Annotated in this window: 22 protein-coding genes and 1 other RNA gene; 18 read left to right on the forward strand and 5 right to left on the reverse strand. The window is 67.5% G+C overall.

Annotated features, from left to right (window positions below; all coding sequences use genetic code 11):
- The first annotated feature begins 22 nt into the window (after positions 1–22).
- On the forward strand, positions 23–2,683 hold the full coding sequence (locus tag VZ068_RS04595; RefSeq protein WP_349657038.1) for a sensor histidine kinase KdpD: 2,661 nt from the start codon (positions 23–25) through the stop codon (positions 2,681–2,683).
- On the forward strand, positions 2,673–3,389 hold the full coding sequence (locus tag VZ068_RS04600) for a response regulator transcription factor (RefSeq protein WP_349657039.1): 717 nt from the start codon (positions 2,673–2,675) through the stop codon (positions 3,387–3,389). The genes VZ068_RS04595 and VZ068_RS04600 overlap by 11 nt, the downstream gene beginning before the upstream one ends.
- Before the next feature lie 13 nt (positions 3,390–3,402).
- On the opposite strand, the gene VZ068_RS04605 is transcribed toward VZ068_RS04600, so the two are convergent.
- The 4 genes from VZ068_RS04605 to VZ068_RS04620 are packed head-to-tail and all read right to left on the reverse strand — an operon-like array spanning position 3,403 to position 7,458.
- Entirely contained in the window at positions 3,403–4,788 is a 1,386-nt protein-coding gene (locus VZ068_RS04605) for an FAD-linked oxidase C-terminal domain-containing protein (RefSeq protein ID WP_349657040.1), read from the reverse strand.
- Complete coding sequence (locus VZ068_RS04610; protein ID WP_349657041.1) at positions 4,785–5,324, reverse strand: metal-dependent hydrolase; 540 nt, start codon at positions 5,322–5,324, stop codon at positions 4,785–4,787. The genes VZ068_RS04605 and VZ068_RS04610 overlap by 4 nt, the downstream gene beginning before the upstream one ends.
- Positions 5,325–5,354: 30 nt before the next feature.
- Positions 5,355–5,723, reverse strand: a complete 369-nt coding sequence (locus VZ068_RS04615; RefSeq protein WP_349657042.1) for a YraN family protein — start codon at positions 5,721–5,723, stop codon at positions 5,355–5,357.
- Positions 5,724–5,727: 4 nt separating this feature from the next.
- The gene (locus VZ068_RS04620; protein WP_349657043.1) at positions 5,728–7,458 is read right to left on the reverse strand and encodes a penicillin-binding protein activator; all 1,731 of its coding nucleotides are present in this window, start codon (positions 7,456–7,458) and stop codon (positions 5,728–5,730) included.
- A gap of 82 nt (positions 7,459–7,540) precedes the next feature.
- Here VZ068_RS04620 and rsmI point away from each other — a divergent pair, with 82 nt between their 5' ends.
- Both rsmI and rnpB read left to right on the forward strand, forming a co-directional pair.
- Positions 7,541–8,362: a 16S rRNA (cytidine(1402)-2'-O)-methyltransferase gene (gene rsmI / locus VZ068_RS04625; RefSeq protein WP_259168179.1), complete on the forward strand. Its 822-nt coding sequence runs from the start codon at positions 7,541–7,543 to the stop codon at positions 8,360–8,362.
- A gap of 143 nt (positions 8,363–8,505) precedes the next feature.
- Positions 8,506–8,855: RNase P RNA component class A (gene rnpB / locus VZ068_RS04630), an RNA gene on the forward strand.
- A 267-nt stretch (positions 8,856–9,122) separates the two neighbouring features.
- Here the strand turns inward: rnpB and VZ068_RS04635 are convergent.
- On the reverse strand, positions 9,123–9,890 hold the full coding sequence (locus VZ068_RS04635; protein ID WP_349657044.1) for an NRDE family protein: 768 nt from the start codon (positions 9,888–9,890) through the stop codon (positions 9,123–9,125).
- Between the two features lie 314 nt (positions 9,891–10,204).
- Here VZ068_RS04635 and mraZ point away from each other — a divergent pair, with 314 nt between their 5' ends.
- From mraZ to ftsZ, 14 genes are all read left to right on the forward strand, one after another.
- Positions 10,205–10,660 carry a division/cell wall cluster transcriptional repressor MraZ gene (gene mraZ, locus VZ068_RS04640; RefSeq protein ID WP_259154633.1) on the forward strand — a complete coding sequence of 152 codons (456 nt, stop codon included), beginning with the start codon at positions 10,205–10,207 and terminating at the stop codon, positions 10,658–10,660.
- 14 nt (positions 10,661–10,674) lie between these two features.
- Positions 10,675–11,733 carry a 16S rRNA (cytosine(1402)-N(4))-methyltransferase RsmH gene (rsmH, locus tag VZ068_RS04645; RefSeq protein WP_349657651.1) on the forward strand — a complete coding sequence of 353 codons (1,059 nt, stop codon included), beginning with the start codon at positions 10,675–10,677 and terminating at the stop codon, positions 11,731–11,733.
- A complete protein-coding gene (gene ftsL, locus VZ068_RS04650; RefSeq protein ID WP_005991913.1) occupies positions 11,730–11,993 on the forward strand; it encodes a cell division protein FtsL in 264 nt (87 codons plus the stop codon). The genes rsmH and ftsL overlap by 4 nt, the downstream gene beginning before the upstream one ends.
- Before the next feature lie 142 nt (positions 11,994–12,135).
- Positions 12,136–14,004: a penicillin-binding protein 2 gene (locus VZ068_RS04655; RefSeq protein WP_349657045.1), complete on the forward strand. Its 1,869-nt coding sequence runs from the start codon at positions 12,136–12,138 to the stop codon at positions 14,002–14,004.
- An 8-nt stretch (positions 14,005–14,012) separates the two neighbouring features.
- Positions 14,013–15,488, forward strand: a complete 1,476-nt coding sequence (locus VZ068_RS04660; RefSeq protein ID WP_349657652.1) for a UDP-N-acetylmuramoyl-L-alanyl-D-glutamate--2,6-diaminopimelate ligase — start codon at positions 14,013–14,015, stop codon at positions 15,486–15,488.
- Positions 15,485–16,978 carry a UDP-N-acetylmuramoyl-tripeptide--D-alanyl-D-alanine ligase gene (gene murF / locus VZ068_RS04665; RefSeq protein ID WP_349657046.1) on the forward strand — a complete coding sequence of 498 codons (1,494 nt, stop codon included), beginning with the start codon at positions 15,485–15,487 and terminating at the stop codon, positions 16,976–16,978. The genes VZ068_RS04660 and murF overlap by 4 nt, the downstream gene beginning before the upstream one ends.
- Positions 16,968–18,053, forward strand: coding sequence for a phospho-N-acetylmuramoyl-pentapeptide-transferase (gene mraY, locus VZ068_RS04670; protein WP_259154630.1), 1,086 nt, complete (start codon positions 16,968–16,970; stop codon positions 18,051–18,053). The genes murF and mraY overlap by 11 nt, the downstream gene beginning before the upstream one ends.
- Positions 18,053–19,432, forward strand: coding sequence for a putative lipid II flippase FtsW (ftsW, locus tag VZ068_RS04675; RefSeq protein ID WP_349657047.1), 1,380 nt, complete (start codon positions 18,053–18,055; stop codon positions 19,430–19,432). Before mraY ends, ftsW begins: the two co-directional genes overlap by 1 nt.
- On the forward strand, positions 19,429–20,709 hold the full coding sequence (gene murG / locus VZ068_RS04680) for an undecaprenyldiphospho-muramoylpentapeptide beta-N-acetylglucosaminyltransferase (protein WP_349657048.1): 1,281 nt from the start codon (positions 19,429–19,431) through the stop codon (positions 20,707–20,709). The genes ftsW and murG overlap by 4 nt, the downstream gene beginning before the upstream one ends.
- Positions 20,706–22,139: a UDP-N-acetylmuramate--L-alanine ligase gene (gene murC / locus VZ068_RS04685; protein ID WP_046962612.1), complete on the forward strand. Its 1,434-nt coding sequence runs from the start codon at positions 20,706–20,708 to the stop codon at positions 22,137–22,139. The genes murG and murC overlap by 4 nt, the downstream gene beginning before the upstream one ends.
- On the forward strand, positions 22,136–23,092 hold the full coding sequence (locus VZ068_RS04690) for a D-alanine--D-alanine ligase (RefSeq protein WP_259154621.1): 957 nt from the start codon (positions 22,136–22,138) through the stop codon (positions 23,090–23,092). Before murC ends, VZ068_RS04690 begins: the two co-directional genes overlap by 4 nt.
- Before the next feature lie 181 nt (positions 23,093–23,273).
- Positions 23,274–24,110 carry a cell division protein FtsQ/DivIB gene (locus VZ068_RS04695; protein ID WP_349657049.1) on the forward strand — a complete coding sequence of 279 codons (837 nt, stop codon included), beginning with the start codon at positions 23,274–23,276 and terminating at the stop codon, positions 24,108–24,110.
- Positions 24,107–25,342 carry a cell division protein FtsA gene (gene ftsA / locus VZ068_RS04700; protein ID WP_003485272.1) on the forward strand — a complete coding sequence of 412 codons (1,236 nt, stop codon included), beginning with the start codon at positions 24,107–24,109 and terminating at the stop codon, positions 25,340–25,342. Before VZ068_RS04695 ends, ftsA begins: the two co-directional genes overlap by 4 nt.
- A 285-nt stretch (positions 25,343–25,627) precedes the next feature.
- Positions 25,628–26,863, forward strand: coding sequence for a cell division protein FtsZ (ftsZ, locus tag VZ068_RS04705; protein ID WP_259154542.1), 1,236 nt, complete (start codon positions 25,628–25,630; stop codon positions 26,861–26,863).
- Positions 26,864–26,921 lie beyond the last annotated feature (58 nt).

Raw genomic sequence — 26,921 nt, forward strand, 5'->3', positions numbered from 1 at the left:
CATTCCCCATTCCCCATTCCCGATGATCGACGCCCGCACCCAACAAGCCGATGCGCTGATCGGCGAACTGCAGCGAGAGCACGGCGGGCGCCTGACGGTCTTCCTCGGCGCGGCGCCCGGGGTGGGCAAGACCTACGCCATGCTGTCGCGGGCGCGCGAGCGCCTGCGGCAGGGCATGGACGTGGTGGCCGGCATTGTGGAAACCCACGGGCGTAGCGAAACCGCCGCGTTGCTGGACGGCTTGCCACTGTTGCCGCGCATCCGCGTGAGCTACCAGGGCCGCACGCTGGAAGAGCTCGATCTGGATGCGCTACTGGCGCGCAAGCCGCGCTTGGCCCTGATCGACGAGCTGGCCCATCGCAACGTGCCCGGCAGCCGGCACGAGCGGCGATGGCAGGACATTGTCGAGTTGCTCGATGCCGGCATCGATGTCTACACCACGGTCAACATCCAGCACCTGGAAAGCCTCAACGACATCGTGCTACGCATCACCGGCGTGCGCGTGTCCGAAACCGTGCCCGATGCGGTGTTCGATCGCCTGCGCGACATCGTGCTGGTGGATCTGCCGCCACGCGAACTGATCGAGCGCCTGCAGCAGGGCAAGGTGTATCTGCCCGAACAGGCGACCCAGGCGTTGCAGGCGTTTTTTTCGCCATCCAACCTGACCGCGCTGCGCGAGTTGGCGATGCAGACCGCCGCCGACCGCGTCGACAGCGACCTGCGCGACACCCAGGCCGCACGCGGGTTGCCCGGCACCGCCGCGCTGCGCCGTCGCGTGGTGGTGGCCATCGATGGGCGTGGCAGCTCGGAGTATCTGGTGCGGGTGGCACGGCGACTGTCAGAACGCCGCGATGCGCCATGGACCGTGGTCACCGTGCAGACACGTACCGTGGCCGATGCCGGCTGGCAGCTGGAGATCGACCGCGCTTTTGCATTGACGCGTCGACTGGGGGGCGACACCGCGTTGCTGCATGGCGCCAATGTCGCCGAGGCCTTGCTGGATTTCGCATCGCAAAACGGTGTGTCGACCCTGGTGCTCGGGCGCACCCGCGAGCGTCCCCTGGCGCGCATGTTCAACCGCACCCTGACCCAGCAATTGCTGCAGCGTGGCGCGCATTACGAACTGGTCATCGTCAGCTCCGCCGATGCACGCGCGCGCGCGCGGCAACGCTGGCGCAATCCGCGCCATTGGTTGCAAGGTTATGACCTGGCCTTTGCCGCAATCGCCGCCGCCGGTGCGGTGGGCGTGGCGTGGCTGTTGCAGCGCTGGACCGATATCGACGATCTGTCGATGGTGTTCATCGTCGCCGTGGTGCTGGTCGCCTCGCGCACGCGCATGGCCGCAGCGGTGATCGCGGCGTTACTGAGTTTTGTCGCCTACAACTTCTTCTTCATCGAACCGCGCTTCACCCTGCACATCAGCGCGCGCCAGGGCGTGGTGACGGTGTGCCTGTTCCTGATCGCCGCCCTGGTCGCCGGGCGCCTGGCCTCGCGTCTGCGTAGCCAGGTGCTGGCGTTGCGCGCCGCCAATGCGCACGCCAACGCGCTGCAGGCACTGGGCCGCCAGCTCAGCACGGCCGCCGATCTCGGCCAGGTATTGGAAGCCGGTCGCCGTGCATTGAGCACCGCGCTGGATGCGGAGGTCTGGCTGCGCCTGGAGCAGCGCGAAAGCGACGCACCGGCCAGCTTCGGCGCACTTGACCGCAGCGCGGCGGAGTGGACGCAGCGCCATGGGCAAGCTGCGGGCCGCTTCACCGACACCCTGGCCGGTGCGCAGTGGTGGTGCCTGCCGGTACGCCACGAGCGCGGCACGCTCGGCGTGGCGGCGCTGCGCTTCCGGCAGAGCGTACAGCGCCCCGGGCTGGAGCAACGCCGGCTGGCCGAAGCGATGGTGGACGATATCGGTCAGGCGGCGCTGCGCACGCGCCTGGTCGCCGATCTGGAAGGCGCACGCGTGAGTGGCGAAACCGAGCGCCTGCGCTCTGCCTTGCTGTCGTCCGTTTCGCATGACCTGCGCTCGCCGCTGGCCTCGATGATCGGCTCGGCCAGCAGCCTGGCCAGCTACGGCGACGCGATGGATGCGCAGGATCGCCATGCCTTGCTCGACACCATCCAGCTCGAAGGCGAGCGGCTGGATCGCTATATCCAGAACCTGCTCGACATGACCAAGCTCGGCCACACCGGGCTGACCTTGAATCGCGACTGGATCGGCGTGGACGAGTTGGTCGGCTCGGCCACGCGCCGCCTGCAGCGCTACCAACCGGAGGTGCGCCTGCAGCTGGAGCTGGCCGCCGACCTGCCGGCGATCTGGGTGCACCCGGCGCTGGTGGAGCAGGCCATCTTCAACGTGCTGGAGAATGCGGCGAAATTTTCGCCGCCCGGCATGGCCGTCACCGTGCAGGCGCAACTGCGCAGCGGCGCGCTGCAGATCGACATCGGCGACCAGGGCCCCGGCATTCCCGAAGACGAGCGCGCGCGCATCTTCGACATGTTCTACAGCGTCGAACGCGGCGACCGCGGCCGTCATGGCACCGGGCTGGGCCTGACGATCTGCCAGGGCATGATCGGCGCGCATGGCGGCAGCGTGGAGGCGCTGGCAGGGACGCATGGTCACGGCACCACGATCCGCATTACGCTGCCGTTGCTCGTTCCCGCCGCGCCACCTCGCCCCGATGCCGACTGACCCCACTGCCATCCCGCCCGCCCGTGTGCTGATCGTCGACGACGAGCCGCAGATCCGCCGCTTTCTCGACATCAGCCTGCGCGCGCAGGGGTATCGCGTGCTGCAGGCCGGCACCGGCGAAGAAGGTCTTGCGCTGCTGGCCGGGCAGGGCGCCGAACTGGTGGTGCTGGATATCGGCCTGCCCGACCGCGATGGCCATGAGGTGCTGCGCGAGATCCGCCAATGGTCCAACGTGCCGGTGATCATGCTCACCGTGCGCGCTGGCGAAACCGAAAAGGTCGCCGCACTCGATGCCGGTGCCAACGACTACGTCACCAAGCCGTTCGGCGTGCAGGAACTGATGGCGCGCATCCGTGCGCTGCTGCGCCAGGCCGGCGCCGGCAGCACGGTGGAAGAAAGCGTGTTCGACGATGGTCGCCTGCACATCCATCTGGGCCTGCGCGAAGTCACCCTCGATGGCGAAGCCGTCCCGCTCAGTCGCAAGGAATACGCCCTGCTCGCGCTGCTGCTCAAGCACGCCGGCCGTGTGGTGACGCAACCGCAGCTGCTGCGCGAAGTGTGGGGCCCCACCCACGAGGAAGACACCCACTACCTGCGGATCCTGGTCGGCAAGCTACGCCAGAAACTGCACGACGATGCCGCCGCCCCGCATTACATCGTCACCGAGCCCGGCGTGGGGCTGCGGTTTATCGGGGTGACGCGCTGAGGCGACAGCACCACTAGAGCGGCGGCAACACCTTGCCCGGATTCAGGATCCCGTCCGGATCCAGCGCGGCCTTGATCGCGCGCATCGCCGCCAGCGTGGGTGCGCTGAAGGCCTGGGTCATGAAGTCGCGTTTGGCCACGCCGATGCCGTGCTCGCCGGAGAGCGTGCCTTCCAGCGACAGCACCAGCGCGAACACGCGCGGTAATGCCGCATGCGCGCGTGCGTGTTCGTCGGCATCGTCCGGGTCGTACATGATGTTGACGTGCAGGTTGCCGTTGCCGGCATGGCCGAAGGCGACGATCGGCAGGGCGAACTCCGCCGCCAGCGCTTCCACGCCTGCAACCAGTGCAGGAATGCGCGACACCGGCACCACCACGTCTTCGTTGATCTTGCCGGGCTTGATGGTGCGTAGCGCCGGCGACAACGCACGGCGTGCCGCCCACAGTTTGTCGCGCGCACTGCCATCGGCGGCGATGTCCAGGCTGATGACGCCCTCGCCATCGGCGGCATCGTGCAGGGCCTGCAATGCGTAAGGCAGCGTGTCGTGATCGCCATCGGCTTCGATCAACAACATCGCGCCAGCTTCGGGCACGTCGCTGCCATTGCGGCGCAGTAGTGCGATCGCACTGGCATCCATGAATTCCAGCATGGTCGGCGTGGTGGGTTGCGCCATCAACCGCGACACCGCTGCCGCAGCGCTGGCGGCATCGCGGTACAACGCGCGCAGTCCGGCCTGCGCGACTGCGCGCGGTGTCAGCTTCAACGTCGCTTCGACGATGATCGCCAGCGTGCCTTCGCTGCCGACCAACAGATGGGTGAGGTCGTAGCCGGTGGAATTTTTGGTGTATGCGCCGCCGCAGCGGATGACGTCGCCGGTGCCGGTCACTGCCACCAGGCCGAGTACGTTGTCGCGGGTGGCGCCGTATTTCACCGCGCGCGGGCCGCCGGCGTTGGTGGACAAATTCCCGCCAACGCTGCAAATCTCCGCACTGGACGGATCCGGCGGCCAGAACAAGCCATGCGGCTGCAAGGCCTGCTGCAGATCGCCATTGAGCACGCCAGGCTGCACCACGGCGCAGCGGTCCTCCGGGCGCAATGCCAGGATGCGGTTCATGCGTGCCATCGACACCACCACGCCGCCGGAGAACGGCACCGCCGCGCCGGTGGTGCCGGTGCCCGCGCCGCGCGCCACGATCGGCACGGCATGCGCGCGGCAGGCCTGCACGATTGCCACTACGTCGTCAGTATCGCGCGGCAGCGCAACGGCAGCGGGCAATGCCCAGCGATGCGAATCGTCTTCGCCGTAACGGCGGCGCGCATCGGCACCGGTCAACCAGCCATCGGATCCAAGCCGCGCTGCCAACAGCTCGGCCAGCGGGGTGGGAAGTACGTCGGTCATTGCGGGTGATCCTGTGGTGCGGCGCGCTGGATGCATCTAAATCCCAGCGCTGCGACGGTGAGCGGCAGCCAGACCCAGCGCAGCTCGGAGAGCAGCGTGGCCAGGCCGCGCGCATTGAAGAACCCGTTGGCGAACGGCGACACGCGGATCGGCCGCCACGGCGCGAACCAGCGCGCCTCGCTCCATGGCCACGCCAGCGCAACGCCAAGTCCGCCGGAGGTCATCGCATCCAGTAGCGGGTGCGAGGCGGTGCAGACAAACAGCCACACTGCGGCCTGCACGACATCCGCACGCAGGCTGCGATGCGCCAACGCGCCGGACAGTGCAACGACGCTGGCGAACAACAACGAATGGCTGGCACCACGGTGGCCAAACGCATCGGCATACGGAACGTGCAGCGCAAATGCCAGCACATCCGCATCGGGCAGCATCGCCGCCACGATGCCGGCAGCGAGCAGTCGCGGGGAAATGCGTCCGCGTTCGCTGGCGCACCAAAGCGCCAGTGGCACTGCGGCGTGGGTCAGGATGGTCGGCATCGAATCTCGTTAGTCGAGCTTTCTGAACACTCAGCAATCGTCGGCGCGGAAGGCGTCGCGGATCCAGTGCAGCAGCGGCGGCTCGCCGCTGGCCTCGACCACGTCGAAGCGACACGGTAGCGCTGCCAATGCAGGATGAGAAACAAGAAACAACTGCGCGGCCAACACCAGCTTGCGGCGTTTGCGGACATCCACCGAGGCCGCGCCGCCACCGAAGCGGCTATCGCGGCGATAACGCACTTCCACGAATACCAGCGCCTGGCCGTCGCGCATCACCAGATCCAGTTCGCCGCCGCGGTAGTTGGCATTGCCCTCCACCAGCTGCAACCCGGCCCGCTCCAGCAGCGTGCGTGCGGCCGCCTCCACCGCCGCACCCCGCTGCTGGCGCGCTGCCGGCATGGCGTCAACGGCCGTCGGCGATCGGCACCGGGCGGCCACCGTTGAAGGTGGACCAGGCCGGGGTGCGCAGCACGTTGCCGAAGCCATCCAGATGCAGCGTGCCGGTAGCGCCGCGCAGGCCGCCGTCGGTGCCGGTGGCGAGTTTTTCCAGATATGCGCTGATCTTCCAGGCGTCGTAGCCGAACGCGAACAGGCGCGCGCCGGGTCCGCGTGCGCTGGGCAGCGTGCTGGCAACCTGGGTGGAGGCCGGCAGCCCGGACACGCCCAGCGCGGTCCAGGTCTCGATGGGGTAGATGATGCCGTCCAGGGCCAGGTCGTCTTCGACCTTGCCGGTGCCGGCCACCAGCTGCGAGGTGCCCACGCGCGACTTGCCGGCGAATCCGCTCAAGGCCAGTTGCGGCGCCAGCGCGCGCGCGGTGTTGCCGCGCACCGCCAGGAATACCGCATCGGCGGCACCGTAGTTGCGCAGCTGCGCACCGATGTCGCCCGGTACCTCGGCCACGCTGATGCTGCCGGCGACGCTGCCGCCGCGTTCGGTGAAGCGGTCGCGGAAGGCCTTGATGGTGCGCTTGCCGTTGTCGTCGCTGGTGCCGACGATCAGCACGTTGCGGCGTTCGCGCGAGAGCAGGTATTCGGCGGCCATGATGCCGTCGTCTTCCGGTGCCAGCGAGAAGCCCGCGCTGCCGCTGGGCGGCGCCTTGTTGTCGGTGGGACGGTTGAGCGCCAGCACCGGCACGGCAAGCTGGCCTCGCGCGAATAGGGCGCTGACTTCGTCGCGACCCAGCGGGCCGACCACGTAATCGACACCGGCGCTCACCGCCTTGTCGTAGGCGGCGTTGGCGCCAGCAGCGGTGCCGGCGGTGTCGAAGAACTGCACCTCCGGGCGGCGGCGGGTTTCGGCGTAGTAGCCGGCCAGCAGTCCATCGCGCACCGGGGCAGAGGCGGTGGCCAGATTGCCGGTGAGCGGCAGCAGGACGGCCAGCTTGATCGGCGGGCGGTAACCATCGCGCTCCGCCGGCGGGCGCTTGCTGGTGTCGAAGCCCCACTGCGCATCGCGGTCGAACGCGCGCGGCAGCGCCAACCCGCGGCTGATCAACGCGCGGCCGGCAAAGTTGTACAGCGGGTCGCCGGCCGGCAGCGCGGCGGTACGGCCCTTGAGCGAGGCATCGTCCAGCGCCGCCAGCAGACGCACGATGGCGCGCTGGTTCTCGCTGCGGGGCGTGCCGGCCAGGCTGGCATCGGCGCGTGCGCGGTCGGCGGCGGCGCCGAACAGGTCGCCGGTGGCTTCCAGCGCGGCGGCGCGTGCCAGCAGCCAGCGCGTCTGCAGCGGCTGGGTCAGCCCCTGCGGGCTGTCGCCCAGTGCCTGCAGCGCCTGCGCGGCCTGCTTGTCGATCACCGCCAGCTCGCCGGTCAGCAGCCCGAAGCGGGCGCGTTCTTCCCCGCTCAGATGGCGTGCGTTGACCTGCGCCAGCAGCGTGCGTGCGCGGGCATCGTCGCCGGCGTCGTGCCAGCCGAACGCGGCGGCGGCCAGCAGACGGCTGCGCTGCGCACCGCTGGCACCGGCGGCTTCGGCTTCCAGCTGCTGCGCCGCTTCGCGCGGCTTGCCCTGGTCCAGCAACGCCAACGCAGCGCTCTGCGTCGGCGAGGCGGTCTGGGTGACGCTGCTGGTGGCGCAACCGGCAGCCAGCATGACCAGCAACGACAGGGCGGAGATCCTTGCAACACGCTTGTTCATTTCAGATCCATTGGACAGGGGCCGCCAGGGCGGTCCGTTGAAAACCGCTACGATTCTACCCTTTGCCCCCGGAAGACCGCTGATGATGTCCCCTGGAACCCTGCACGTGGTCGCCACGCCGATCGGCAACCTGGCCGACCTGTCGCCGCGCGCGCAGGAGGTGTTGCGTGGCGTGGCCGCGATCTGCGCCGAAGACACCCGGCATACCCGCCAATTGCTCAGTCATTTCGGCATCGACCGCCCGCTGCTGGCCCTGCACGACCATAACGAAGAGGCCATGTCCGAGCGCATCGTGGCGCGCCTGCGCGAGGGCGAATCGCTGGCCATCGTCAGCGACGCCGGTACCCCGTTGGTCAGCGACCCCGGCTTCAAGCTGGTGCGCGCTGCCCGCGTCGCCGGCATCAAGGTCAGCCCGGTGCCGGGTGCCTGCGCGGCGATCGCCGCGCTCAGCGTCGCCGGCCTGCCCAGCGACCGTTTCGGCTTCGAGGGCTTTTTGCCGGCCAAGAGCGCCGCCCGCCGTGAGCGCCTGGCGCACCTGGCCGGCGAAACCCGCACCCTGGTGTTCTACGAGTCCTCGCACCGCATCGTCGACTCTCTGGCCGACCTGCGCGGTGCCTTCGGCGACGAGCGCCCGGCGGTGATCGCCCGCGAGCTCACCAAACTGTTCGAAACCGTGCTCGACGGCACCCTGGCGCAGCTGCAGGCCAGGGTCGAAGCCGACGACAACCAGCGCAAGGGCGAGTTCGTGGTGATGGTGCAGGGCGCCGCCGACGCCGCCGACGGCCAGTTGGCCGAAGGCCGCCGCGTCTACGCCAAACTCGCCGAACACCTGCCGCCATCCACCGCCGCCAAGCTGGCCGCCGAACTGACCGGTGCGCCGCGCAAGGCGTTGTATGGAGGATAGGAGGGCGATCGCGGGAGCGGGTGTGCGTGCGCGTGGGATGTCTCGGTAAGGCCGGTTCGCGCCCAGGTGCGCTCCTACTGGCGATGGCAGGGCTGGTTCGGCGCCGTTTTGCACGGTGGCGATAGCGTATAGTGCGCCCCGGCGGAGTCGGCCAGACAGTCGCGTCACTCGCAAGGGTGCCGAGGAAAGTCCGGGCTCCATAGGGCAAGGTGCCAGGTAACGCCTGGGCGGCGCAAGCCGACGGACAGTGCAACAGAAAGATACCGCCTACGTTCCTTTCGGGGAGCCGGTAAGGGTGAAATGGTGCGGTAAGAGCGCACCGCGAGTCCGGTAACGGACCGGCACGGCAAACCCCACCTGGAGCAAGACCAAATAGGGATCCATTGGCGTGGCCCGCGCTGGATCCGGGTAGGTTGCTTGAGCGCTGCGGTGACGTAGCGCCTAGACGAATGACTGTCCACGACAGAACCCGGCTTATCGGCCGGCTCCGCCGCCTTTTTTGGGCGTAGGCCCAAAAAAAGGCGCCCACGTTTCGTACCGCCTTCGGCAGTACAAAAGCGCGGGTCCCGCTCCAGGCATGCCACAACCCCGCGGCTGTCGCCGCGCCCCCTTGACTCAAGGGGGCTTGCAGATAGGTGGTTGGCTGGGGTGCTTGCGGGCTACCTGATCCACTTCCTTCCACCGCTTGCGGGGGAAGGTGCCCGAAGGGCGGATGGGGGCGAGCATTTCGTACCCTCTTGATGCGCATGAATTTGGGGTGTCAGCGCGTGCCAGCGATGTCCAGCCGTGTTTCGCCCTGGAAGATGCCATCCGGGCCGAAGCGGCGCTCGTGGATGAAGCCGCCACCGTGATGGTCCACCGCCACGATGGTGCTGGCGCGGGTGCCGTAGCTGGGGCCGGCAATGAAGGCGGCCGAGAGCAGGCGTTCGGTTGACAGATCCACACCCGTGCTCGGGAGGGTGTGGTCAGGCGCGGTGGCGGGGTTGCCCAGCGCGTCCCACAGGGGTTGCGGGTCGTCGTCGCCGTGGGCACACCAGTCGTGCAGGGCGCCGGTCAATGCACGCGTCTTTGGCCACGGCATGTCCAGCGGGCCGTTGGACATGCCGTGGATGCCCGGCTTCAGCTGGCGCGCCAGTGGCGGGTGGTTGCTCAGGTGTTCGCAGCGGTCTGCGTCGCACAGCAACAGATTGAACGGCGGGAACTCGTGCCCGGCGCCTGCCAGGTCGTGGGCGTAGCCGGCCGCGTCCAGGCTGCCGGACAGATAGTCCGCAATCAGATGCCCGCGCGAGCGCCCGGACATGCTGGCCAGCGGGTCGCGCACGTTGGTAACCACGGCCACACGGCCGTCGCTGCCCAGTCCGACCCAACTCCCGCCCGAGCGCAGGTCGCGACCGGCCAGCACGGTATCGGCAGGCGCCGCCCACTGCGCGAGCGGGGCGGTGGGGCGTTCGTGGAATTCATCGCGGTTGCCGGCCAGCAGCAGGCGCCAGCGCGGGTGGGTTTTCCAGGCAAGAGCGACCAGGCACATGCCCGCGATTGTCGCCCGTTTGCGCAGTAGCTGGGTGCAGCTGGCGCAGCGTGAAGTGAGACGGGGGTCGGGTTTACATGGCCTTCACGGCCCTGAATTTTCGTTCAATCTCAAAATCTGAGACGAAACAGCAACTTGTGGATAAGCTTTGAACAAGTCTCTAAAGAGTGCTGCAACTCATTGATGCGACTGGCGATTTGTGATCTTGAAAACTGTTGACAACCTTTGGCGCGCTGCTAAGGTGGGCATCGGAGGGAAAACCAGGTGTTTTGTGGTTTTTCGTGGTTCAATGATCCCCCAGCGGGTATTCGAGGTTGCATTCGGTGTTTCAGGGCGAGACTGCCATCACAGTGGACGACAAGGGGCGCATGGCGGTACCAACCGCGTATCGCGACCTGGTCGCGCGCGTGAGTGCCAACCGCCTTGTGCTCACCTACAACCCGTTCGAAGCCGGATGCCTGTGGCTGTATGCGGAGAAGGAGTGGGAGCGGGTGCGCGACGATGTGATGTCCAAGCCCAACACCCAGCGCGTGGTCCGCACGCTGCAGCAAAAACTGGTGGGTTCGTCCGCCGTGCTGGAGCTGGACGCCAATGGCCGTCTGAGCATTCCGGCCAGCCACCGCAACGCGGTCGGCATCGAGAAGAAGGCCGTGCTGCTGGGCATGGGCGACAAATTCGAACTCTGGAGCGAGCAGGCACATCGCGCACTGATCCAGCAGACATTGTCTGACGGGGATCTGGGCGATGAATTGCTCGATCTCAGGTTGTGAGCCGGGGTGCCCGGATGCGCGGTGAAGCGCAGCCCGGTCACCCGGTGTCGCAGCCGCCGGCGGCCCATGTGCCGGTGCTGTACACGCAGGTTCTGGATGGCCTGCAGGTGACCGAAGGCGGAACCTATCTCGATGGCACGTTCGGGCGTGGCGGACACGCACGCGGCGTGCTGCAACACCTCGGCCCGGGAGGTCGACTGCTGGTGATGGACAAGGACCCTGAAGCGATCGCGGTGGCCGAACAGACGTTCGGTGGCGATGCGCGCGTGTCCATCCATCGCGGCAGTTTCGCCGGGCTCGGCCAGGTGGTCGCCACTGCGAGCGTCGACGGCATTCTGCTGGATCTGGGCGTGTCCTCGCCGCAGCTGGACGTGGCCGGTCGCGGTTTCAGCTTCGGCAAGGACGGCCCGCTGGACATGCGCATGGACCCGGACAGCGGCCAGAGCGCGGCGCAGTGGCTGGCGCATGCCAGCGACCGCGAGATCGCCGATGTGCTGTGGACCTATGGCGAAGAGCGCCAGAGCCGCCGTATCGCACGCGCCATCGTGGCACGCCGCGCCGAGCAGCCGTTGCTGCGCACCGCGCAGCTGGCCGAGCTGATCGCCTCGGTGATGCCGCGTGGCGACAGCAAGACCCATCCGGCCACGCGCAGCTTTCAGGCGATCCGCATCTACATCAATCGCGAACTGGACGATCTGGAAGCCGGCCTGGACGCTGCCCTGAGCGCGCTCAAGCCGGGCGGCCGCCTGGCGGTGATCAGCTTCCATTCGCTGGAAGACCGCATCGTCAAGCAGTTCATGGCCCGCTACGCCAAGGCCCCGCCGAGTAACCGCCGCCTGCCCGAAGCGCAGCCGTTCGTACCGACGCTGCAGCTGATCAGCGGCGCCATCAAGGCCGACGATGCCGAGTTGAACGTCAACCCCCGCGCCCGCAGCGCGGTGTTGCGGGTGGCTGAGAAGCTGGGAATGGGGAATGGGGAGTCGGGAATGGGCACAGGCAACAGCGCCGCTGCTTCCCGATTCCCGAATCCCGAATCCCGATTCCCGGCGTCTCCGAACGGAGACGGCGTATGAGCCGCCTGCTGCTCATCGTGCTGCTTGCCTGCAGCATCGCCTCGGCGATCGGGGTGGTGTACATGCGCCACATGCATCGCAAGTTGTTCGTGCAGTTGTCCAAGCTCGAGCACACGCGCGACGAGTTGAATATCGAGTTCGGCCGGCTGCAGCTGGAGCAGGCCACCTGGGCCGAAAGCAATCGGGTCGATCAGGTCGCGCGTGCGCGCATCGGGATGAAGTTCCCGGAGACCAACGACATCGTGGTGGTGCGCCCATGACGCAGCGGCAGGACAGCCGTTTTGCGCGGCGCAGCCGCCCGCAGGGTGGCGCACATGGAGGTGTTGCGCCCATGACAAAACGGCAGGACAGCCGTTTTGCACGGCGTAGCCGCCCGCAGGGTGGCGCACATGGAGGTGCGCCATGAAAGCCGGCCGCAACCGCCCCCGCAGCAACTTCAACCTGCGTGGCCGCCTGACGCTGGTCGGCATCGCGCTGGGCCTGTGCTCGGTGACGCTGATCGGCCGCGCGGCATTCGTGCAGCTGGTCAACCGCGATTTCTACCAGCGCCAGGGCGAAGCACGTTATCTGCGCGAACTGCCGATCGCCACCTCGCGCGGCATGATCACCGACCGCAATGGCGAGCCGCTGGCAGTGTCCACGCCGGTGGAGTCGATCTGGGTCAATCCGCAGGAACTGCTGCGCAACCCCGACCGCATTGCCGAGTTGGCCAAGGCGCTCGGGCAGCCGCTGGACGAGTTGAACGCCAGGCTGGCGCAAAAGGCCGGCAAGGAATTCATGTACCTGCAGCGCCGGATCAACCCGGACAAGGCACATGCGATCGTGGCGTTGAAGATCCCGGGTGTGTTCTCGCAGCGCGAGTTCCGTCGTTTCTATCCGCAAGGCGAGGCGATGGCCCATGTGCTGGGCTTCACCAATATCGACGACCGCGGCCAGGAAGGGCTGGAGCTGGCCTTCGACGAATGGCTGCGCGGCAAGCCCGGCTCCAAGAAAGTGGTGCGCGATGCGCGCGGCGCGATCGTGGAGAGCGTGGACCTGGTGCGTCCGGCGCAACCGGGCAAGGACCTGACGCTGAGCATCGACCGCCGCATCCAGTTTCTGGCCTACAAGGAACTGCGCAACGCGCTGGTTGAAAACAATGCTGCCGGCGGGTCGATGGTGGTGATGGACGTGGCCACCGGCGAAGTGCTGGCGATGGTCAACCTGCCGACCTACAACCCCAATTCGGTCACCGGCATCAATCCGTCGGCACGACGCAATCGCGCCGTCACCGATCTGGTCGAGCCGGGCTCGACGATGAAGCCGCTGACCGTGGCCACCGCGCTGACCGCCGGTGTGGTGACCAAGGACACCGTCATCGATACCAACCCCGGCTATATGTCGGTGGGGCGCTTCACCATCCGCGATGTGCCGCGCAACAACGGCGTCCTCAACGTCACCGGCGTGATCACGCGCAGCTCCAACATCGGTGCGGCCAAGATCGCGGCCAAGGTGCCGGACCAGACCTTCTATCAGTCGATCCGCAACTTCGGCTACGGCGCTGCGCCGCACAGCGGGTTTCCCGGCGAATCGGCCGGCGTGGTGCTGCAGCCGGCGCGCTGGAGCGGCCCGTCCAAGACCACCATGTCCTACGGCTACGGCCTGTCGGTGACGCCGCTGCAGATCGCGCAGGCCTACGCCACGCTGGGCAACGGCGGCAAGCTGACCCCGCCGACCTTCGTGCGCGGCCAGCACAACGAGACCCGTCAGGTGGTCACCCCCGAGGTGGCGCGCCAGGTCATCGACATGATGGAAACCGTGGTCACCCAGGGCGGCGCCAAGGGCGCGGCGATCCTGGGCTATCACGTGGCCGGCAAGACCGGTACCGCGCGCAAGAACGGCGCCAACGGCTACGAGCGCGGGCATTACAACGCGCTGTTCGCCGGTCTGGTGCCGGCCACGCGGCCGCGCTTTGCCACCGTCATCGTCATCAACGATCCGCAGGGCAAGGTGTATTACGGCGGCCTGGTGTCGGCGCCGGTGTTCCACAAGGTGATGGAAGGCGCGCTGCGGTTGATGGACGTGCCGCCGGACGATATCCAGTCGTGGCTGGCCGCGCAGGCCGCCGGCAAGACCGGTCAACCGATCGTCAAGCCGCAGCCGGCCGATCTGGATCCGGCGTTGGTGCCGGATCCGGTGGACGAAGTGTCGGCCGGCATTCCGACCGCGATCGCGCCGCCGCCTGCGCCTGCGCCTGCGCAGCCTGCCCCGTTGCAGGAGAGCCGTCAGTGAGCCGCAGCATGCCGCTGTCGCAGCTGTTGCCGGAACTGACGCTTGCGCGCGATGTGCAGGTGTCCGGCCTGGTGATGGACAGCCGTGCGGTGCGCCCGGGCGATGCATTCGTGGCGATCGCCGGCTTCGGCGCGCACGGGCTTGGCTTTGTCGAGCAGGCGCGCGCCAATGGCGCGGTGGCGGTGCTGTTCGAGCCGCCCGCACCGGACGCGTTGCCGGCACCGGCCGACGCCATCGCCGTGCCCGGCCTGCGTGCGCGGCTCGGCAGCATGGCCGACCAGTTCCATGGTCATCCGTCGCGCACGTTGCGGATGGTGGGCGTTACCGGTACCAACGGCAAGACCTCTACCGTGCAGCTGCTGGCGCAGGCGCTGACCCTGCTCGGTACGCCCACCGGCACGCTCGGCACGCTGGGCGTGGGTCTGTACGGCGCGACCGTACCGACCGGGTTCACCACGCCGCTGGTGCTGCCCACGCATGCATTGCTGGCGCAATTGCGCGACGAAGGCGCGCAGGCCGCAGCGATGGAAGTGAGCTCGCACGCACTCGATCAGGGCCGCGTGGATGCGGTGCATTTCGACGTGGCGGTGTTCACCAATCTCACCCGCGATCATCTCGATTACCACGGCGACATGGCGCAGTACGGCGCGGCCAAGGCCAGGCTGTTCACGCGTGCCGGGTTGCAGGCTGCGGTGGTGAATCTGGACGATGCGTTCGGCCGCACGCTGTTGGCCTCGCTCGATCCTGCGCTGCGCGAGATCGGTCTGAGTTCGCGCGGGCAGGGTGGCGCCACGGTGCGCGCCGATGCACTGCAGCTGGATCACAACGGCATCAGCTTCGCGCTGCGGATCGATGCCAGCGTGCACGCCGTGCATTCGCCCTTGCTGGGCCGCTTCAACGTGGACAACCTGCTGGCGGTGGCCGGTGCCTTGCACGCGCTGGGCTATGCGCCGGTGCAGATCGCCCAGGTGCTGGGGCAGCTGCAGCCCATCCACGGCCGCATGAATCGTCTCGGCGGCGCGCATGGCGCACCGCTGGTGGTGGTCGACTACGCACACACGCCCGACGCGCTGGAACAGGCGCTGACCAGCCTGCGCTCGCACGCGCAGGACCGGCTGATCTGCGTGTTCGGTTGCGGTGGCGAACGCGACACCGGCAAGCGCCCGCAGATGGCCGCCATCGCCGAACTCAATGCCGATGTGGCGATCGTCACCGACGACAACCCGCGCGGCGAAGATGGTGATGTCATCGTTGCCGATATCGTGCGCGGCTTTGCGCGCCCGGATGCTGCCATCGTGCAGCGCGACCGCGCCGCGGCGATCCATCAGGCCATCGCCATGGCCAGCGCGTCGGATATCGTGCTGATCGCCGGCAAGGGCCACGAGGCGTACCAGGAAGTGGCCGGCGTGCAGCACGCCTTCGACGATGCAGCAGTAGCGGCGCAGGCCCTGCTGCCGCGCACCGTGCTGGGAGTGCGCGCATGAAGCTCACCCCGTTGTCGTTGATTGCGCATTGGGCCGGCGGCGAGCTGCACGGCGACGATGCCATGATCGATGCGGTCGGCAACGATACGCGCACGTTGTCCCACGGCAGCCTGTATGTGGCGCTGCGCGGCGAGCGTTTCGATGGGCACGACTTCGCTGCCGATGCGCTCGCACAAGGCGCCAGCGGTTTGCTGGTGGACCGCCTGTTGCCGACGTTGGGCGTGCCGCAGGTGCTGGTGCACAACACCGAGCTGGCGCTGGCGCGCATTGCCGCCGGCATGCAGCGCGATCGCGCCACCCGCGTGATCGCCTTGACCGGTTCCAACGGCAAGACCAGCGTCAAGGCGCTGCTGCTGGCCATCCTGACCGAAGCAGGGCGGGTCGACGGCACGACCGTCTACGCCACCCCGGGCAACCGCAACAACGAAATCGGCTTGCCGCTGGCGGTGATCGCAGCGCCCGACGACGCGGATGTCGCGATCTATGAAATGGGTGCCGGCAAGCCGGGCGACATCGCCTACCTCACCGACATCGCGCGGCCGCATGTTGCGCTGGTCAACAACATCGCGCCGGCGCATCTGGAGCGTCTGGGCAGCCTGCTCGGCGTCGCGCAGACCAAGGGCGCGATCTACACCGCGCTGCCGTCCTATGGCGTGGCGGTGATCAATGCCGACGATGCGTTCGGCGCCTGGTTCGAGCAGCAACTGCATGCGCAGCCGGTGCCGGGCCGTCGCGTGTTGCGCTACGGCTTGCAGGCCAGCGCCGACATCCGTGCCCGTCAGCTGCGACTGCAGGCCGATGGCGCACAGTTCACGTTGGTGACACCGCAGGGCGAGGCGCAGGTTGTGCTGCCATTGCCGGGTCGCCACAACGTCCTCAATGCACTGGCTGCCACCGGATTGGCACTGGGCGCCGGGATCGCACTGCAGATCATTGCCGCTGGCCTGGCCAAGGCGCGCGCGATAGCCGGCCGGCAGATCGCCCATCGCCTGCCCGATGGCGCGGTGCTGATCGACGACAGCTACAACGCCAACCCCGGCTCGCTGGATGCGGCCATCGATGCATTGGCCGCCGCGCCGGGTGATGGCTGGCTGGTGCTCGGCGACATGCGCGAACTCGGCCCGGAAGGCGCGGCCCTGCATGCCGCTGCCGGCCGTCGCGCACGCGCGGCCAAGCTGCAGCGCCTGTATGCGCTGGGCGAACTCAGTGCCGCCGCCGCGCAGGCATTCGGCGAGGGCGGCCGCGTGTTCGCCACCCATGCCGCGTTGATCGCGGCCTTGCAGGCGGATCTGGCGCAGCTCGCCGTTTCGCAGACTCCAACGCAGGAATCTTCTTCGATGTACGAACACACCGGTGCGGCGGCGCAGACTGCCGCCACCACGGCGCACACCCCGCCCACGCTGCTGGTAAAAGGCTCCCGCGGCAGCGCCATGGACCGCATCGTCACCGCGCTGCTCGCACCGGCGGAGGGCGCATCCCATGCTGCTTGAGTTGGCGCGTTGGCTGCAGCAACTGGAGAGCCTGTTCGGGCTGTTCAACTATCTGACCTTCCGCGGCATCCTGGCGGCGCTGACGTCGTTGTTCCTGTCGTTGTGGATGGGCCCTGCGGTGATCCGCAAGCTGGCCCAGTTCAAGGGCGGCCAGCCGATCCGCCAGGACGGCCCGCAGACGCATTTTTCCAAGGCCGGTACGCCGACCATGGGCGGCTCGCTGATCCTGCTGACGGTGACCTTGTCGGTGCTGCTGTGGGGCGACCTGCGCAATCGCTACGTGTGGCTGGTGCTGGCGGTGATGCTCTGTTTCGGCGCGATCGGCTGGTACGACGACTGGATCAAGATCGTGCGCCGCGATCCCAACGGCTTGAAGTCGCGCTGGAAGTATCTGCTGCAGTCGATCTTCGGCCTGGCCGCCGGTCTGTTCCTGTACTACACCGCCGACGTACCGGCGGCGATCACGTTCTACATCCCGATGTTCAAGTCGATCGCGCTTCCACTGGCCGGCGTGAGCTTCGTGGTGATCGCCTACTTCTGGATCGTCGGTTTCTCCAACGCGGTGAACCTCACCGACGGCCTGGACGGCCTGGCGATCATGCCCACCGTGCTGGTGGCCTGCGCACTGGGCGTGTTCGCCTATGCCTCGGGCAACGTGGTGTTTGCCGAATACCTGAAAATCCCGCTGATTCCGGGCGCCGGCGAGCTGATCATCATCTGCTCGGCGATCGCCGGGGCAGGCTTGGGCTTTCTGTGGTTCAACACCTATCCGGCCATGGTGTTCATGGGCGACATCGGCGCGCTGTCGCTGGGTGCGGTGCTGGGCACCATCGCGGTGATCGTGCGCCAGGAGCTGGTGCTGGTGATCATGGGCGGCGTGTTCGTGATCGAGACGCTGTCGGTGATGATCCAGGTCGCCAGCTTCAAGCTCACCGGCAAGCGCGTGTTCCGCATGGCGCCGATCCATCACCACTTCGAACTCAAGGGTTGGCCGGAGCCGCGCGTGATCGTGCGCTTCTGGATCATTTCGGTGGTGCTGGTGCTGATCGGCCTTGCCACGTTGAAGGTGCGCTGATGAACGACATGTCCCGCCAGGCCACACGACTGGACGCCATCGGCGGCCGTTACGACCCGTGGCTGCTCGGCGCGGCGGTCACGCTCGCCTCGTTGGGCGTGGTGATGGTGGCGTCCAGTTCGATCGAGCTGGAAGCCAGCCCTTTTTATTACCTGACCCGCCACCTGCTGTTCCTGGGTGTCGGCATCGGGCTGGCGTTCTGGGCGATGCGCACCGAGCTCAAGACCATCGAGCAGCACAACCAGATGCTGCTGCTGGCCTGCTTCCTGCTGCTCATCGTGGTGTTCGTGCCTGGCCTGGGCAGCACCGTCAATGGCGCCAGGCGCTGGATCAACCTGGGCGTGTCGCGGTTCCAGGTCGTCGAAGCGGTCAAGGTGCTCTACATCATCTGGCTGGCCAGTTACCTGGTGCGCTTTCGCGACGAGGTCAATGCGACCTGGCAGGCGATGCTCAAGCCGGTGTTCGTGGTCGGCTTTCTGGTGGCGCTGCTGTTGCTGCAGCCGGACTTCGGCTCGTCGATGCTGCTGTTGAGTGTCACTGCCTGCATGCTGGTGCTCGGTGGCGCCCCGATCGGACGCATCATCCTGCCGATCCTGCTGCTGCTGCCGGCGCTGGTGGCGCTGGTGATCTTCGAGCCGTATCGCATGCGGCGCGTGACCTCCTTCATGGACCCGTGGGTCGATCAGCTTGGCTCGGGGTACCAGCTGTCCAATGCGCTCATGGCCATCGGCCGTGGCGAGTGGATCGGGGTGGGCCTGGGTGCGTCGGTGCAGAAGCTCAACTACCTGCCGGAAGCGCATACCGACTTCATTTTCTCGGTGATCGCCGAAGAGCTGGGCTTCATCGGCGTCTGCGGTGTCGTGTGCCTTTACGCGCTGCTGGTCGGCCGTGCGTTCTGGGTGGGCATGCGCTGCGTGGAAATGAAGCGTCACTTCTCCGGCTACGTGGCCTTCGGTATCGGGCTGTGGGTGGCGATGCAGAGCTTCGTGTCGATCGGCGTGAACCTGGGGATTCTGCCGACCAAGGGCCTGACCCTGCCGCTGATTTCCTCCGGCGGTTCGTCGGTGCTGATGACCTGCATGGCCATGGGCCTGCTGCTGCGCGTGTCCTACGAGATGGATCGCGCCGAGCGCCTGCGCAGCAAGTTGTCGCCGCAGGGTGCGGGCACCGCAGCGTCGGAGCCGGCCGAGCCGGTGGTCGAATCCGTACCGCCGGCGTATGCGGCGGGGCGCAAGCCGCAGCGCGAGACCGCTGCAGCACCGGCACCGGTGGCAGCGACGCCAGCTGCGCCGCCTTCGGTGGCGCCAGCATCGGCCATCCTGCGCGGCACCAGCAGGATGCAGCCGCGTGTGGAACCGACCTTCGGGAGAATCGCATGAGCGTGCAGGCGGCTCCCTCGCAAACCTCGGCCACGCCATCTGCGGGCAGCCGCCCCGTGATGATCCTGGCTGGCGGCACCGGTGGGCATATTTTCCCGGGCCTGGCCGTGGCCAAGGTGCTGCGCGCGCGCGGCGTGCCGGTGACCTGGCTGGGCGCCGACGGTGCGATGGAAACGCGGCTGGTGCCGCAGCACGATCTCCAGATCGACACGCTGGCCATCAGCGGTCTGCGTGGCAAGGGTGTCATCAAGTTGCTTGGTGCACCGGTGCGGGTGATGCGCGCCGTGCGCGCTGCCGGCTTCGTATTGCGCAAGCGGCAGCCGCGCGCGGTGATCAGCTTTGGCGGCTTTGCGGCAGGCCCCGGCGGCCTGGCTGCACGCCTGCTCGGCGTGCCGTTGCTCGTCCACGAACAAAATCGCGCGCCCGGCATGACCAACAAGGTGCTGTCGCGTTTTGCTCGGCGTGTGCTGACCGGTTTTCCAGGCAGCTTCGCTGGCGAGGAAGCGGTGGGTAACCCGGTGCGCGCGGAAATCGCCGCGCTTCCTGCACCGGCCGCACGCCTGGTCGGGCGTGGTGGGCCGGTGCGCGTCCTGGTGCTTGGCGGCAGCCAGGGCGCACGCGTCTTGAATCAGGCAGTGCCCGCGGCACTGGCGGCGCTCGGGCATCCGGATGTCGAGCTGCGCCATCAGTGCGGCGAGAAGCTGCGCGGCGAAGCCGAGGCTTCCTATGCGCAGGCCGGGGTGAATGCCAGCGTCGAACCGTTCATTGCCGACATGGCCGCCGCCTACGCCTGGGCCGACCTGGTGGTGTGCCGCGCCGGTGCCTCGACGCTGGCGGAGCTGTGCGCCGCCGGTATCGGCAGCGTGCTGGTGCCCTTCGCCGCCGCCGTCGACGATCACCAGACCCGCAATGCCGAATACCTGGTTGGCGCCGACGCCGCCGTGCTGCTCAAGCAGGACGACACGTTGGCCGTGCGCCTGCAGCAGGTCTTGCAGACCTTGCTTGCCGACCCGGCACGCCGCCTGTCGATGGCGCAAGCCGCCCACACCCTGGCCAAGCCGGATGCTGCCGAGCGTATCGCCGACATCATTCTTCAAGAGGCCGGGAGTGGTGAATCGGGAATGGGGAATGGGCAGAGCTCGAAACAACTGCAGGAACACACAGTGATGCAAGAAAACAAGCGTACCGATCAGGCGCTCAACGCCGTCGGTGCCTGGCTTTACACGATTCCCGACTCCCGATTCCCGATTCGCACCTCCGCCGGAGGTGCCGCGTGATCCGCCGTCTGCAGGACAGCGGCGATCTGGTGCGCGCGTTTCCGCGCGTGCATTTCGTCGGCATCGGCGGCACCGGCATGAGCGGCATTGCCGAGGTCATGCTGACGCTGGGCTATGAGGTCTCCGGTTCGGACAACGCCGACAATGCGGCCACGCGCCGCCTGGCCAAGCTCGGTGCGCGCGTGATGCGCGGGCATTCGGCGGCCAATGTGCTCGGCACCGATTGCGTGGTGGTGTCCAGCGCGATCCGCGAAGACAACCCCGAGCTGATGGAAGCGCGCAGCCAGCGCATTCCGATCATGCCGCGTGCGGCGATGCTGGCCGAGCTGATGCGCTTCCGTCGCGGCATCGCGGTGGCCGGCACGCACGGCAAGACCACCACCACCAGCCTGGCTGCGGCCGTGTTGAGCGAAGGTGGGCTGGACCCGACCTTCGTTATCGGCGGGCAGTTGCTGGCCGCCGGCGCCAACGCCAAGCTCGGCGGCGGCCAGTGGCTGGTGGCCGAGGCCGACGAGAGCGACGGCAGCTTCCTGCGCCTGAATCCGCTGATGGCGGTGATCACCAACATCGATTCGGATCACCTGGAAAACTACGGCAACGACTTCGCCCGCGTGCAGGCCGCCTTTGCCGAATTTCTGCAGCGCCTGCCGTTCTACGGGCTGGCCCTGCTGTGCATCGACGACCCGGAAGTGGCTGCACTGGCCGGCAAGACGCCGCGCCACGTGATGAGCTACGGCATGAGCGAAAACGCCGACGTGCGCGCCGAAGACGTGGTGCAGGACGGCCCGCGGATGCGCTTTACGCTGCGCCTGCCCGAAGGCACTACCACCCCGGTGACGTTGGCCTTGCCGGGCCGGCACAACGTGCTCAACGCACTGGCTGCCGCCGCGATCGGCTGGCAGCTCGGCGTGGAGCCGCAGACCATTGCGCGCGCGCTGGAAAACTTCGCCGGCATCGGTCGCCGTTTCAACGACCTGGGCGAAGTCACCACCAGCAACGGCGCGCGTGTGCGCGTGGTCGACGACTACGGCCACCATCCGCGCGAGCTGGAAGCGGTGTTCGCTGCCGCCCGCGGCGGCTGGCCGGACAAGCGTCTGGTGGTGGCCTTCCAGCCGCACCGTTACAGCCGTACCCGCGATCAGTTCGATGCCTTCGCCGCCGTGCTGAGCACTGTCGATGCATTGGTGTTGAGTGAGGTCTACCCGGCCGGCGAAGCGCCGATTCCCGGCGCCGATTCGCGCGCACTGGCGCGTGCCATCCGTGCGCGCGGCCGCAGCGAGCCGGTGGTGGTCGGCCAGATCGCCGGCCTGGCCGAAGTGCTGCCGGACGTGCTGCAGGACGGCGACCTGTTGTTGATGATGGGCGCCGGCGATATCGGGTACGTCGCCCAGCACATCATCAATCACGGTTTTGTCGGAGAGCAGGCATGAGCGCGCCGATCGCCGCTGCACGCAGCAACGATCCGGCCGCGTTTGGACGCGTCGCAGTGCTGCTTGGCGGCACCTCGTCCGAGCGCGAAGTGTCGTTGAATTCCGGCAGCAACGTGCTGGACGCACTGCGCGCGCGTGGGGTCGATGCGCAGCCGGTCGACGGCATTCCCGCATTGGCGCAGGCGCTGGTCGCGCAGCGCTTCGATCGCGTGTTCAACGTGTTGCACGGCCATAACGGCGGCGGCGAAGACGGCATCGTGCAGGGCCTGATGGAAGCCTTCGGCGTCCCGTATACCGGCTCGGACGTGCTTGGCTCGGCGTTGAGCATGGACAAGATCCGCACCAAGCAGGTGTGGTTGTCGCTGGGTCTGTCGACGCCGCGTTACGCGCGTCTGGCTGCCGGCGCCAGCGCAGACCAGATTCACGCCGCTGCACGGCAGATCGGGTTGCCGGTGATCGTCAAGCCGGCCAACGAAGGCTCCAGCGTCGGCGTCAGCCGCGTGTTCGATCAGGCGCAGCTCGAAGAAGCCGTGCTGCTGGCCGCGCGCTACGACGGCGCACTGTTGATGGAACAACTGATCGAAGGCGACGAGCTGACCGTGGCCATTCTGGGCGAGACTGCGCTGCCGTCGATCCGCATCGTGCCCAAGGGCCAGTGGTACGACTACAACGCCAAGTACCTGGCCGACGACACCCAGTATCTGTGCCCGGGGCTGGACGGCGAGGCCGAAGCGCAGATCCGCCAGCTCGCCCTCGACGCCTTCCGTGCTGCCGGCTGCCGCGGCTGGGGCCGCGTGGACGTCATGCGCGATCGCAACAGCGGCCAGCTCTACCTGCTGGAAGTGAACACCGCTCCCGGCATGACCAGCCACTCGCTGGTGCCCAAGGCCGCCCGCCAGCTCGGCATCGATTTCGAAGAACTGGTTTGGCGCGTGCTGGAGCAGACGCTGTGAAGCCGGGATTGGGGATTCGGGATTGGGGATTGGCCAACAGCGACGCCATGCGCGCCGTTGCCATTGCCGTTGCCGTTGCTGTGGCGAATCCCCAATCCCGAATTTCCAATCCCGCGAGCGCAGCGCGCGCCGTTGCGAATCCCCAATCCCCAATGCCGAATCCCGTGTGCGGAGCACACCATTGAACGCCACCCTGCGCATCCTGGCCTGGTTGATCGCGGTGGCGCTGGTCGCGTTGCCGGTGGTGGCCGTGCTCAACGGGTGGGTGGGTGCGGAGCGATGGCCGTTGGCGAAGTTGCGGGTGTCCGGCGATTTCAAGCGGGTGCCGGCCGAAGAATTGCGCGCGGTGGTGTTGCCGTATGCGCGCTCGGGCTTTTTCGCAGTGAAGTTGCAGAACGCACAAGACGCCATCGCGCGGCTGCCGTGGGTGGAAAGCGCGCAGGTGCGCAAGCGTTGGCCGGACGTGCTGGAAGTACGCGTGACCGAGCACAAGCCGTTCGCGCGCTGGGGTACCGACCGCATGCTGTCCGAGCAGGGCCGGCTGTTCCGCACCCCGCCGTTGTTGAAGGATTTCAAGCTGCCGCAACTCGGCGGCCCGGACAGCAAGACCCAGGACGTGGTGGCGCTCTACAACGAGTCGCGCGCGCTGTTCGCGCCGACCGGGCTGGATGTGGATCGCCTGGAGATGGACGCCCGCGGCAGCTGGTCGCTGGGCCTGAGCAACGGCGTGCAGATCGTGATCGGCCGTGACGATGCCCGCGCCCGCCTGCAACGCTTCGCCCGCGTGCTGCCGCAACTGGCCGACCCGCAACGCCCGATCGCCCGCGCCGACCTGCGCTACACCAACGGCTTCACGGTCGAACGGCGAATGGAGAGTGGGGAATCGGGAATGGAGAAGAAACCCAAGCCGGCGTCGCCCGCTGCGCCTCACGCACTTGTCCTCAATTCTCCCCGTATTCGTGCACCGCTGTTGACCATTCCCCATTCGCTATTCCCTATTCCCGGCTTTAAGACATGAATCGCAAAGGCGACAAATCCCTCATCGTTGGACTGGACATCGGCACCTCCAAGGTCGTCGCGCTGGTCGGCGAGTACTCGCCCGGCAATCCGATCGAAGTGATCGGCATCGGTTCGCATGAATCGCGCGGTCTCAAGCGCGGCGTGGTGGTGGATATCGAGTCCACCGTACAGTCGATCCAGCGCGCGGTCGAAGAAGCCGAGCTGATGGCCGGCTGCGAAATCCGCTCGGTGTACGCGTCCATTTCCGGCAATCACGTGCAGTGCAAGAACTCGCCCGGCATCGTGCCGATCCGCGACGGCGAAGTGACCTGGAGCGATCTTGAGCGCGTGCTCGATGCTGCCAAGGCCGTGGCCATTCCCGCCGACCAGCGCATCCTGCACGCGATCCCGCGCGAATACGTGCTGGACGATTCGCAGGAAGGCATCCGCAATCCGGTCGGCATGACCGGCGTGCGCCTGGAGGTGCACGCGCATCTGGTGGTGTGCGCGCAGTCGGCCGCGGCCAACATCACCAAGTGCGTGCAGAAGTGCGGCCTGCAGGTGGACGACCTGGTGCTGTCGTCGCTGGCTTCCTCGGTGGCGGTGTTGACCGCCGACGAGCGGGAACTGGGCGTGGTGCTGGTGGATATCGGCGCCGGCACCACCGATCTGGCGGTGTACGTGCAGGGTGCGATCTGCCACACCGCTTCGCTGCCGATCGCCGGCGACCACGTCACCAACGACATCGCGCACATGCTGCGCACGCCCACGCCGGAAGCCGAGCAGATCAAGGTGCGTTACGCCTGCGCACTGGCGCAGCTGGCCACCGCTGAGGAAAGCATCCAGGTGCCGTCGGTGGGCGACCGCCCGCCGCGACGCATGCCGCGGCATGCGCTCGCGCAGGCAGTGCAGGGCCGTTACGAAGAAATCTTCGAGATGGTGCAGGCCGAACTGCGCCGTTCCGGCTTCGAGGAAATGGTGCGCGCCGGCATGGTGCTCACCGGCGGCGCCTCGAAGATGGAAGGCGTGGTCGAACTGGCCGAAGAAATGCTGCAGATGCCGGTGCGCGTGGGCATTCCGCAGCACGTCACCGGCCTGGGTGAGGTCGTCGGCAACCCGGTGCACGCCTCCGGCGTAGGCCTGCTGCTGATGGGCAGCCAGATCGAACACCCGCGTCGCCCGTCGATCCCGACCGGACGCGCGGGCAGCTTGTTCAAGAAATTGAAGAACTGGTATCGCGGCGAATTCTGAGGAGCCGGGATTCGGGATTTGGGATTGGCAAGAGCGAAAGAAAAGCAGGGCGGCGGCGAAGATAAGTGGAGAGCGGTGAGCGGGTAGGCGGTAAACTTTTTTGCAGGCATTGCGTCGAGGAGTAGGTGCGGTGAGTCGTGGAGCGCAACAGCGCATCCATGGCCCAGGCACACGAATCCCGACTTTCAAACAACAACACTCGCCGTGATGCGGAGTGGGCAGGGACCCTCGCTTTTGCGAATCCCCACTCCCCACTCCCCAATCCCGGCTCAAGAGGACACTGACATGGCACATTTTGAACTGATCGAAAAGATGGCTCCCAACGCGGTCATCAAGGTTGTTGGCGTAGGCGGCGGCGGAGGCAACGCGGTCGCGCACATGGTCAACACCAACGTCGATGGCGTGGAATTCATCACCGCCAACACCGACTCGCAGGCGATCAAGAACTGCGGCGCCAAGTTGCAGCTGCAGCTCGGCACCAACGTCACCAAGGGCCTGGGCGCCGGCGCCAATCCGGAAGTCGGCCGCCAGGCGGCACTGGAAGATCGCGAGCGCATCATGGACGCGCTGCAGGGCGCGGACATGGTGTTCATCACCGCCGGCATGGGCGGCGGCACCGGCACCGGTGCTGCACCGGTCGTTGCGCAGCTTGCCAAGGAAATGGGCATCCTGACCGTGGCCGTGGTCACCAAGCCGTTCCCGTTCGAAGGCCGTCGCCGCATGCAGGTCGCGCTGAAGGGCATCGAGGAGCTGAGCCAGCATTGCGACTCGCTGATCACCATTCCCAATGAAAAGCTGATCACCGTGCTCGGCCGCAACGCCACCATGATCCAGGCCTTCCGCGCTGCCAACGACGTGCTGCAGGGCGCGGTGCAGGGCATCGCCGACCTGATCGTGCGTCCGGGCCTGATCAACGTCGACTTCGCCGACGTGCGCACCGTGATGTCGGAAATGGGCCTGGCCATGATGGGCACCGGTTCGGCTCGCGGCGACGATCGCGCACAGGCCGCTGCCGAAGCCGCCATCCAGAACCCGCTGCTGGACGACGTCAACCTGGCCGGTGCCAACGGCATCCTGGTCAACATCACCGCCGGCCCGGACTTCACCATGTCCGAGTTCGACGAGATCGGCCGCACCATCGAAGCGTTCGCTTCGGAAGACGCGACCGTGGTCGTCGGCACCGTGCTCGACCCGGACATGCAGGACGAAGTGCGCGTGACCGTGGTGGCCACCGGCCTGAACCGTGCCGTCGCCCGCCAGACCCAGCGTCCGGACCAGCGCGCGCCGATCAAGCTGGTGCGCAACGCCACCACCGGCCAGCCGGAATTCGGCGACTTCGACACCACCAGCGGCGACGCGGTGTCCAAGGCCGTCGGTGGCAGCATGGGCCTGGGCCTGCGCCGTCCGAGCAGCGACTCGGTCGGCAGCAGCCACAGTGCCGGCAATGCCGCACCGCCGGCTGCAGACCTGCCCAACGATTACCTGGATATCCCGGCGTTCCTGCGCCGCCAGGCCGACTGATGGACGTCGGCTACGTCGCCACGGCGGCGTAGCCCGTCCGACCCGACAGCTGTCGGGG

This window comes from Xanthomonas sp. 10-10, from assembly GCF_040182365.1.
GTDB classification, from domain to species: Bacteria; Pseudomonadota; Gammaproteobacteria; order Xanthomonadales; family Xanthomonadaceae; genus Xanthomonas; species Xanthomonas arboricola_F.

Bases quoted from the DNA above. Each gene is read 5' to 3' on its own strand.
- VZ068_RS04620 (WP_349657043.1), bottom strand. From the start codon at position 7,458: ATGAACAAGCGTGTTGCAAGGATCTCCGCCCTGTCGTTGCTGGTCATG.
- murG (WP_349657048.1), top strand. From the start codon at position 19,429: ATGAGCGTGCAGGCGGCTCCCTCGCAAACCTCGGCCACGCCATCTGCG.
- VZ068_RS04655 (WP_349657045.1), top strand. From the start codon at position 12,136: ATGAAAGCCGGCCGCAACCGCCCCCGCAGCAACTTCAACCTGCGTGGC.
- murF (WP_349657046.1), top strand. From the start codon at position 15,485: ATGAAGCTCACCCCGTTGTCGTTGATTGCGCATTGGGCCGGCGGCGAG.
- VZ068_RS04600 (WP_349657039.1), top strand. From the start codon at position 2,673: ATGCCGACTGACCCCACTGCCATCCCGCCCGCCCGTGTGCTGATCGTC.
- VZ068_RS04615 (WP_349657042.1), bottom strand. From the start codon at position 5,723: ATGCCGGCAGCGCGCCAGCAGCGGGGTGCGGCGGTGGAGGCGGCCGCA.
- rsmH (WP_349657651.1), top strand. From the start codon at position 10,675: ATGCGCGGTGAAGCGCAGCCCGGTCACCCGGTGTCGCAGCCGCCGGCG.
- VZ068_RS04610 (WP_349657041.1), bottom strand. From the start codon at position 5,324: ATGCCGACCATCCTGACCCACGCCGCAGTGCCACTGGCGCTTTGGTGC.
- ftsA (WP_003485272.1), top strand. From the start codon at position 24,107: ATGAATCGCAAAGGCGACAAATCCCTCATCGTTGGACTGGACATCGGC.
- VZ068_RS04660 (WP_349657652.1), top strand. From the start codon at position 14,013: ATGCCGCTGTCGCAGCTGTTGCCGGAACTGACGCTTGCGCGCGATGTG.
- ftsW (WP_349657047.1), top strand. From the start codon at position 18,053: ATGAACGACATGTCCCGCCAGGCCACACGACTGGACGCCATCGGCGGC.
- VZ068_RS04605 (WP_349657040.1), bottom strand. From the start codon at position 4,788: ATGACCGACGTACTTCCCACCCCGCTGGCCGAGCTGTTGGCAGCGCGG.
- ftsL (WP_005991913.1), top strand. From the start codon at position 11,730: ATGAGCCGCCTGCTGCTCATCGTGCTGCTTGCCTGCAGCATCGCCTCG.
- VZ068_RS04690 (WP_259154621.1), top strand. From the start codon at position 22,136: ATGAGCGCGCCGATCGCCGCTGCACGCAGCAACGATCCGGCCGCGTTT.
- rsmI (WP_259168179.1), top strand. From the start codon at position 7,541: ATGATGTCCCCTGGAACCCTGCACGTGGTCGCCACGCCGATCGGCAAC.
- mraY (WP_259154630.1), top strand. From the start codon at position 16,968: ATGCTGCTTGAGTTGGCGCGTTGGCTGCAGCAACTGGAGAGCCTGTTC.
- VZ068_RS04595 (WP_349657038.1), top strand. From the start codon at position 23: ATGATCGACGCCCGCACCCAACAAGCCGATGCGCTGATCGGCGAACTG.
- VZ068_RS04635 (WP_349657044.1), bottom strand. From the start codon at position 9,890: ATGTGCCTGGTCGCTCTTGCCTGGAAAACCCACCCGCGCTGGCGCCTG.
- ftsZ (WP_259154542.1), top strand. From the start codon at position 25,628: ATGGCACATTTTGAACTGATCGAAAAGATGGCTCCCAACGCGGTCATC.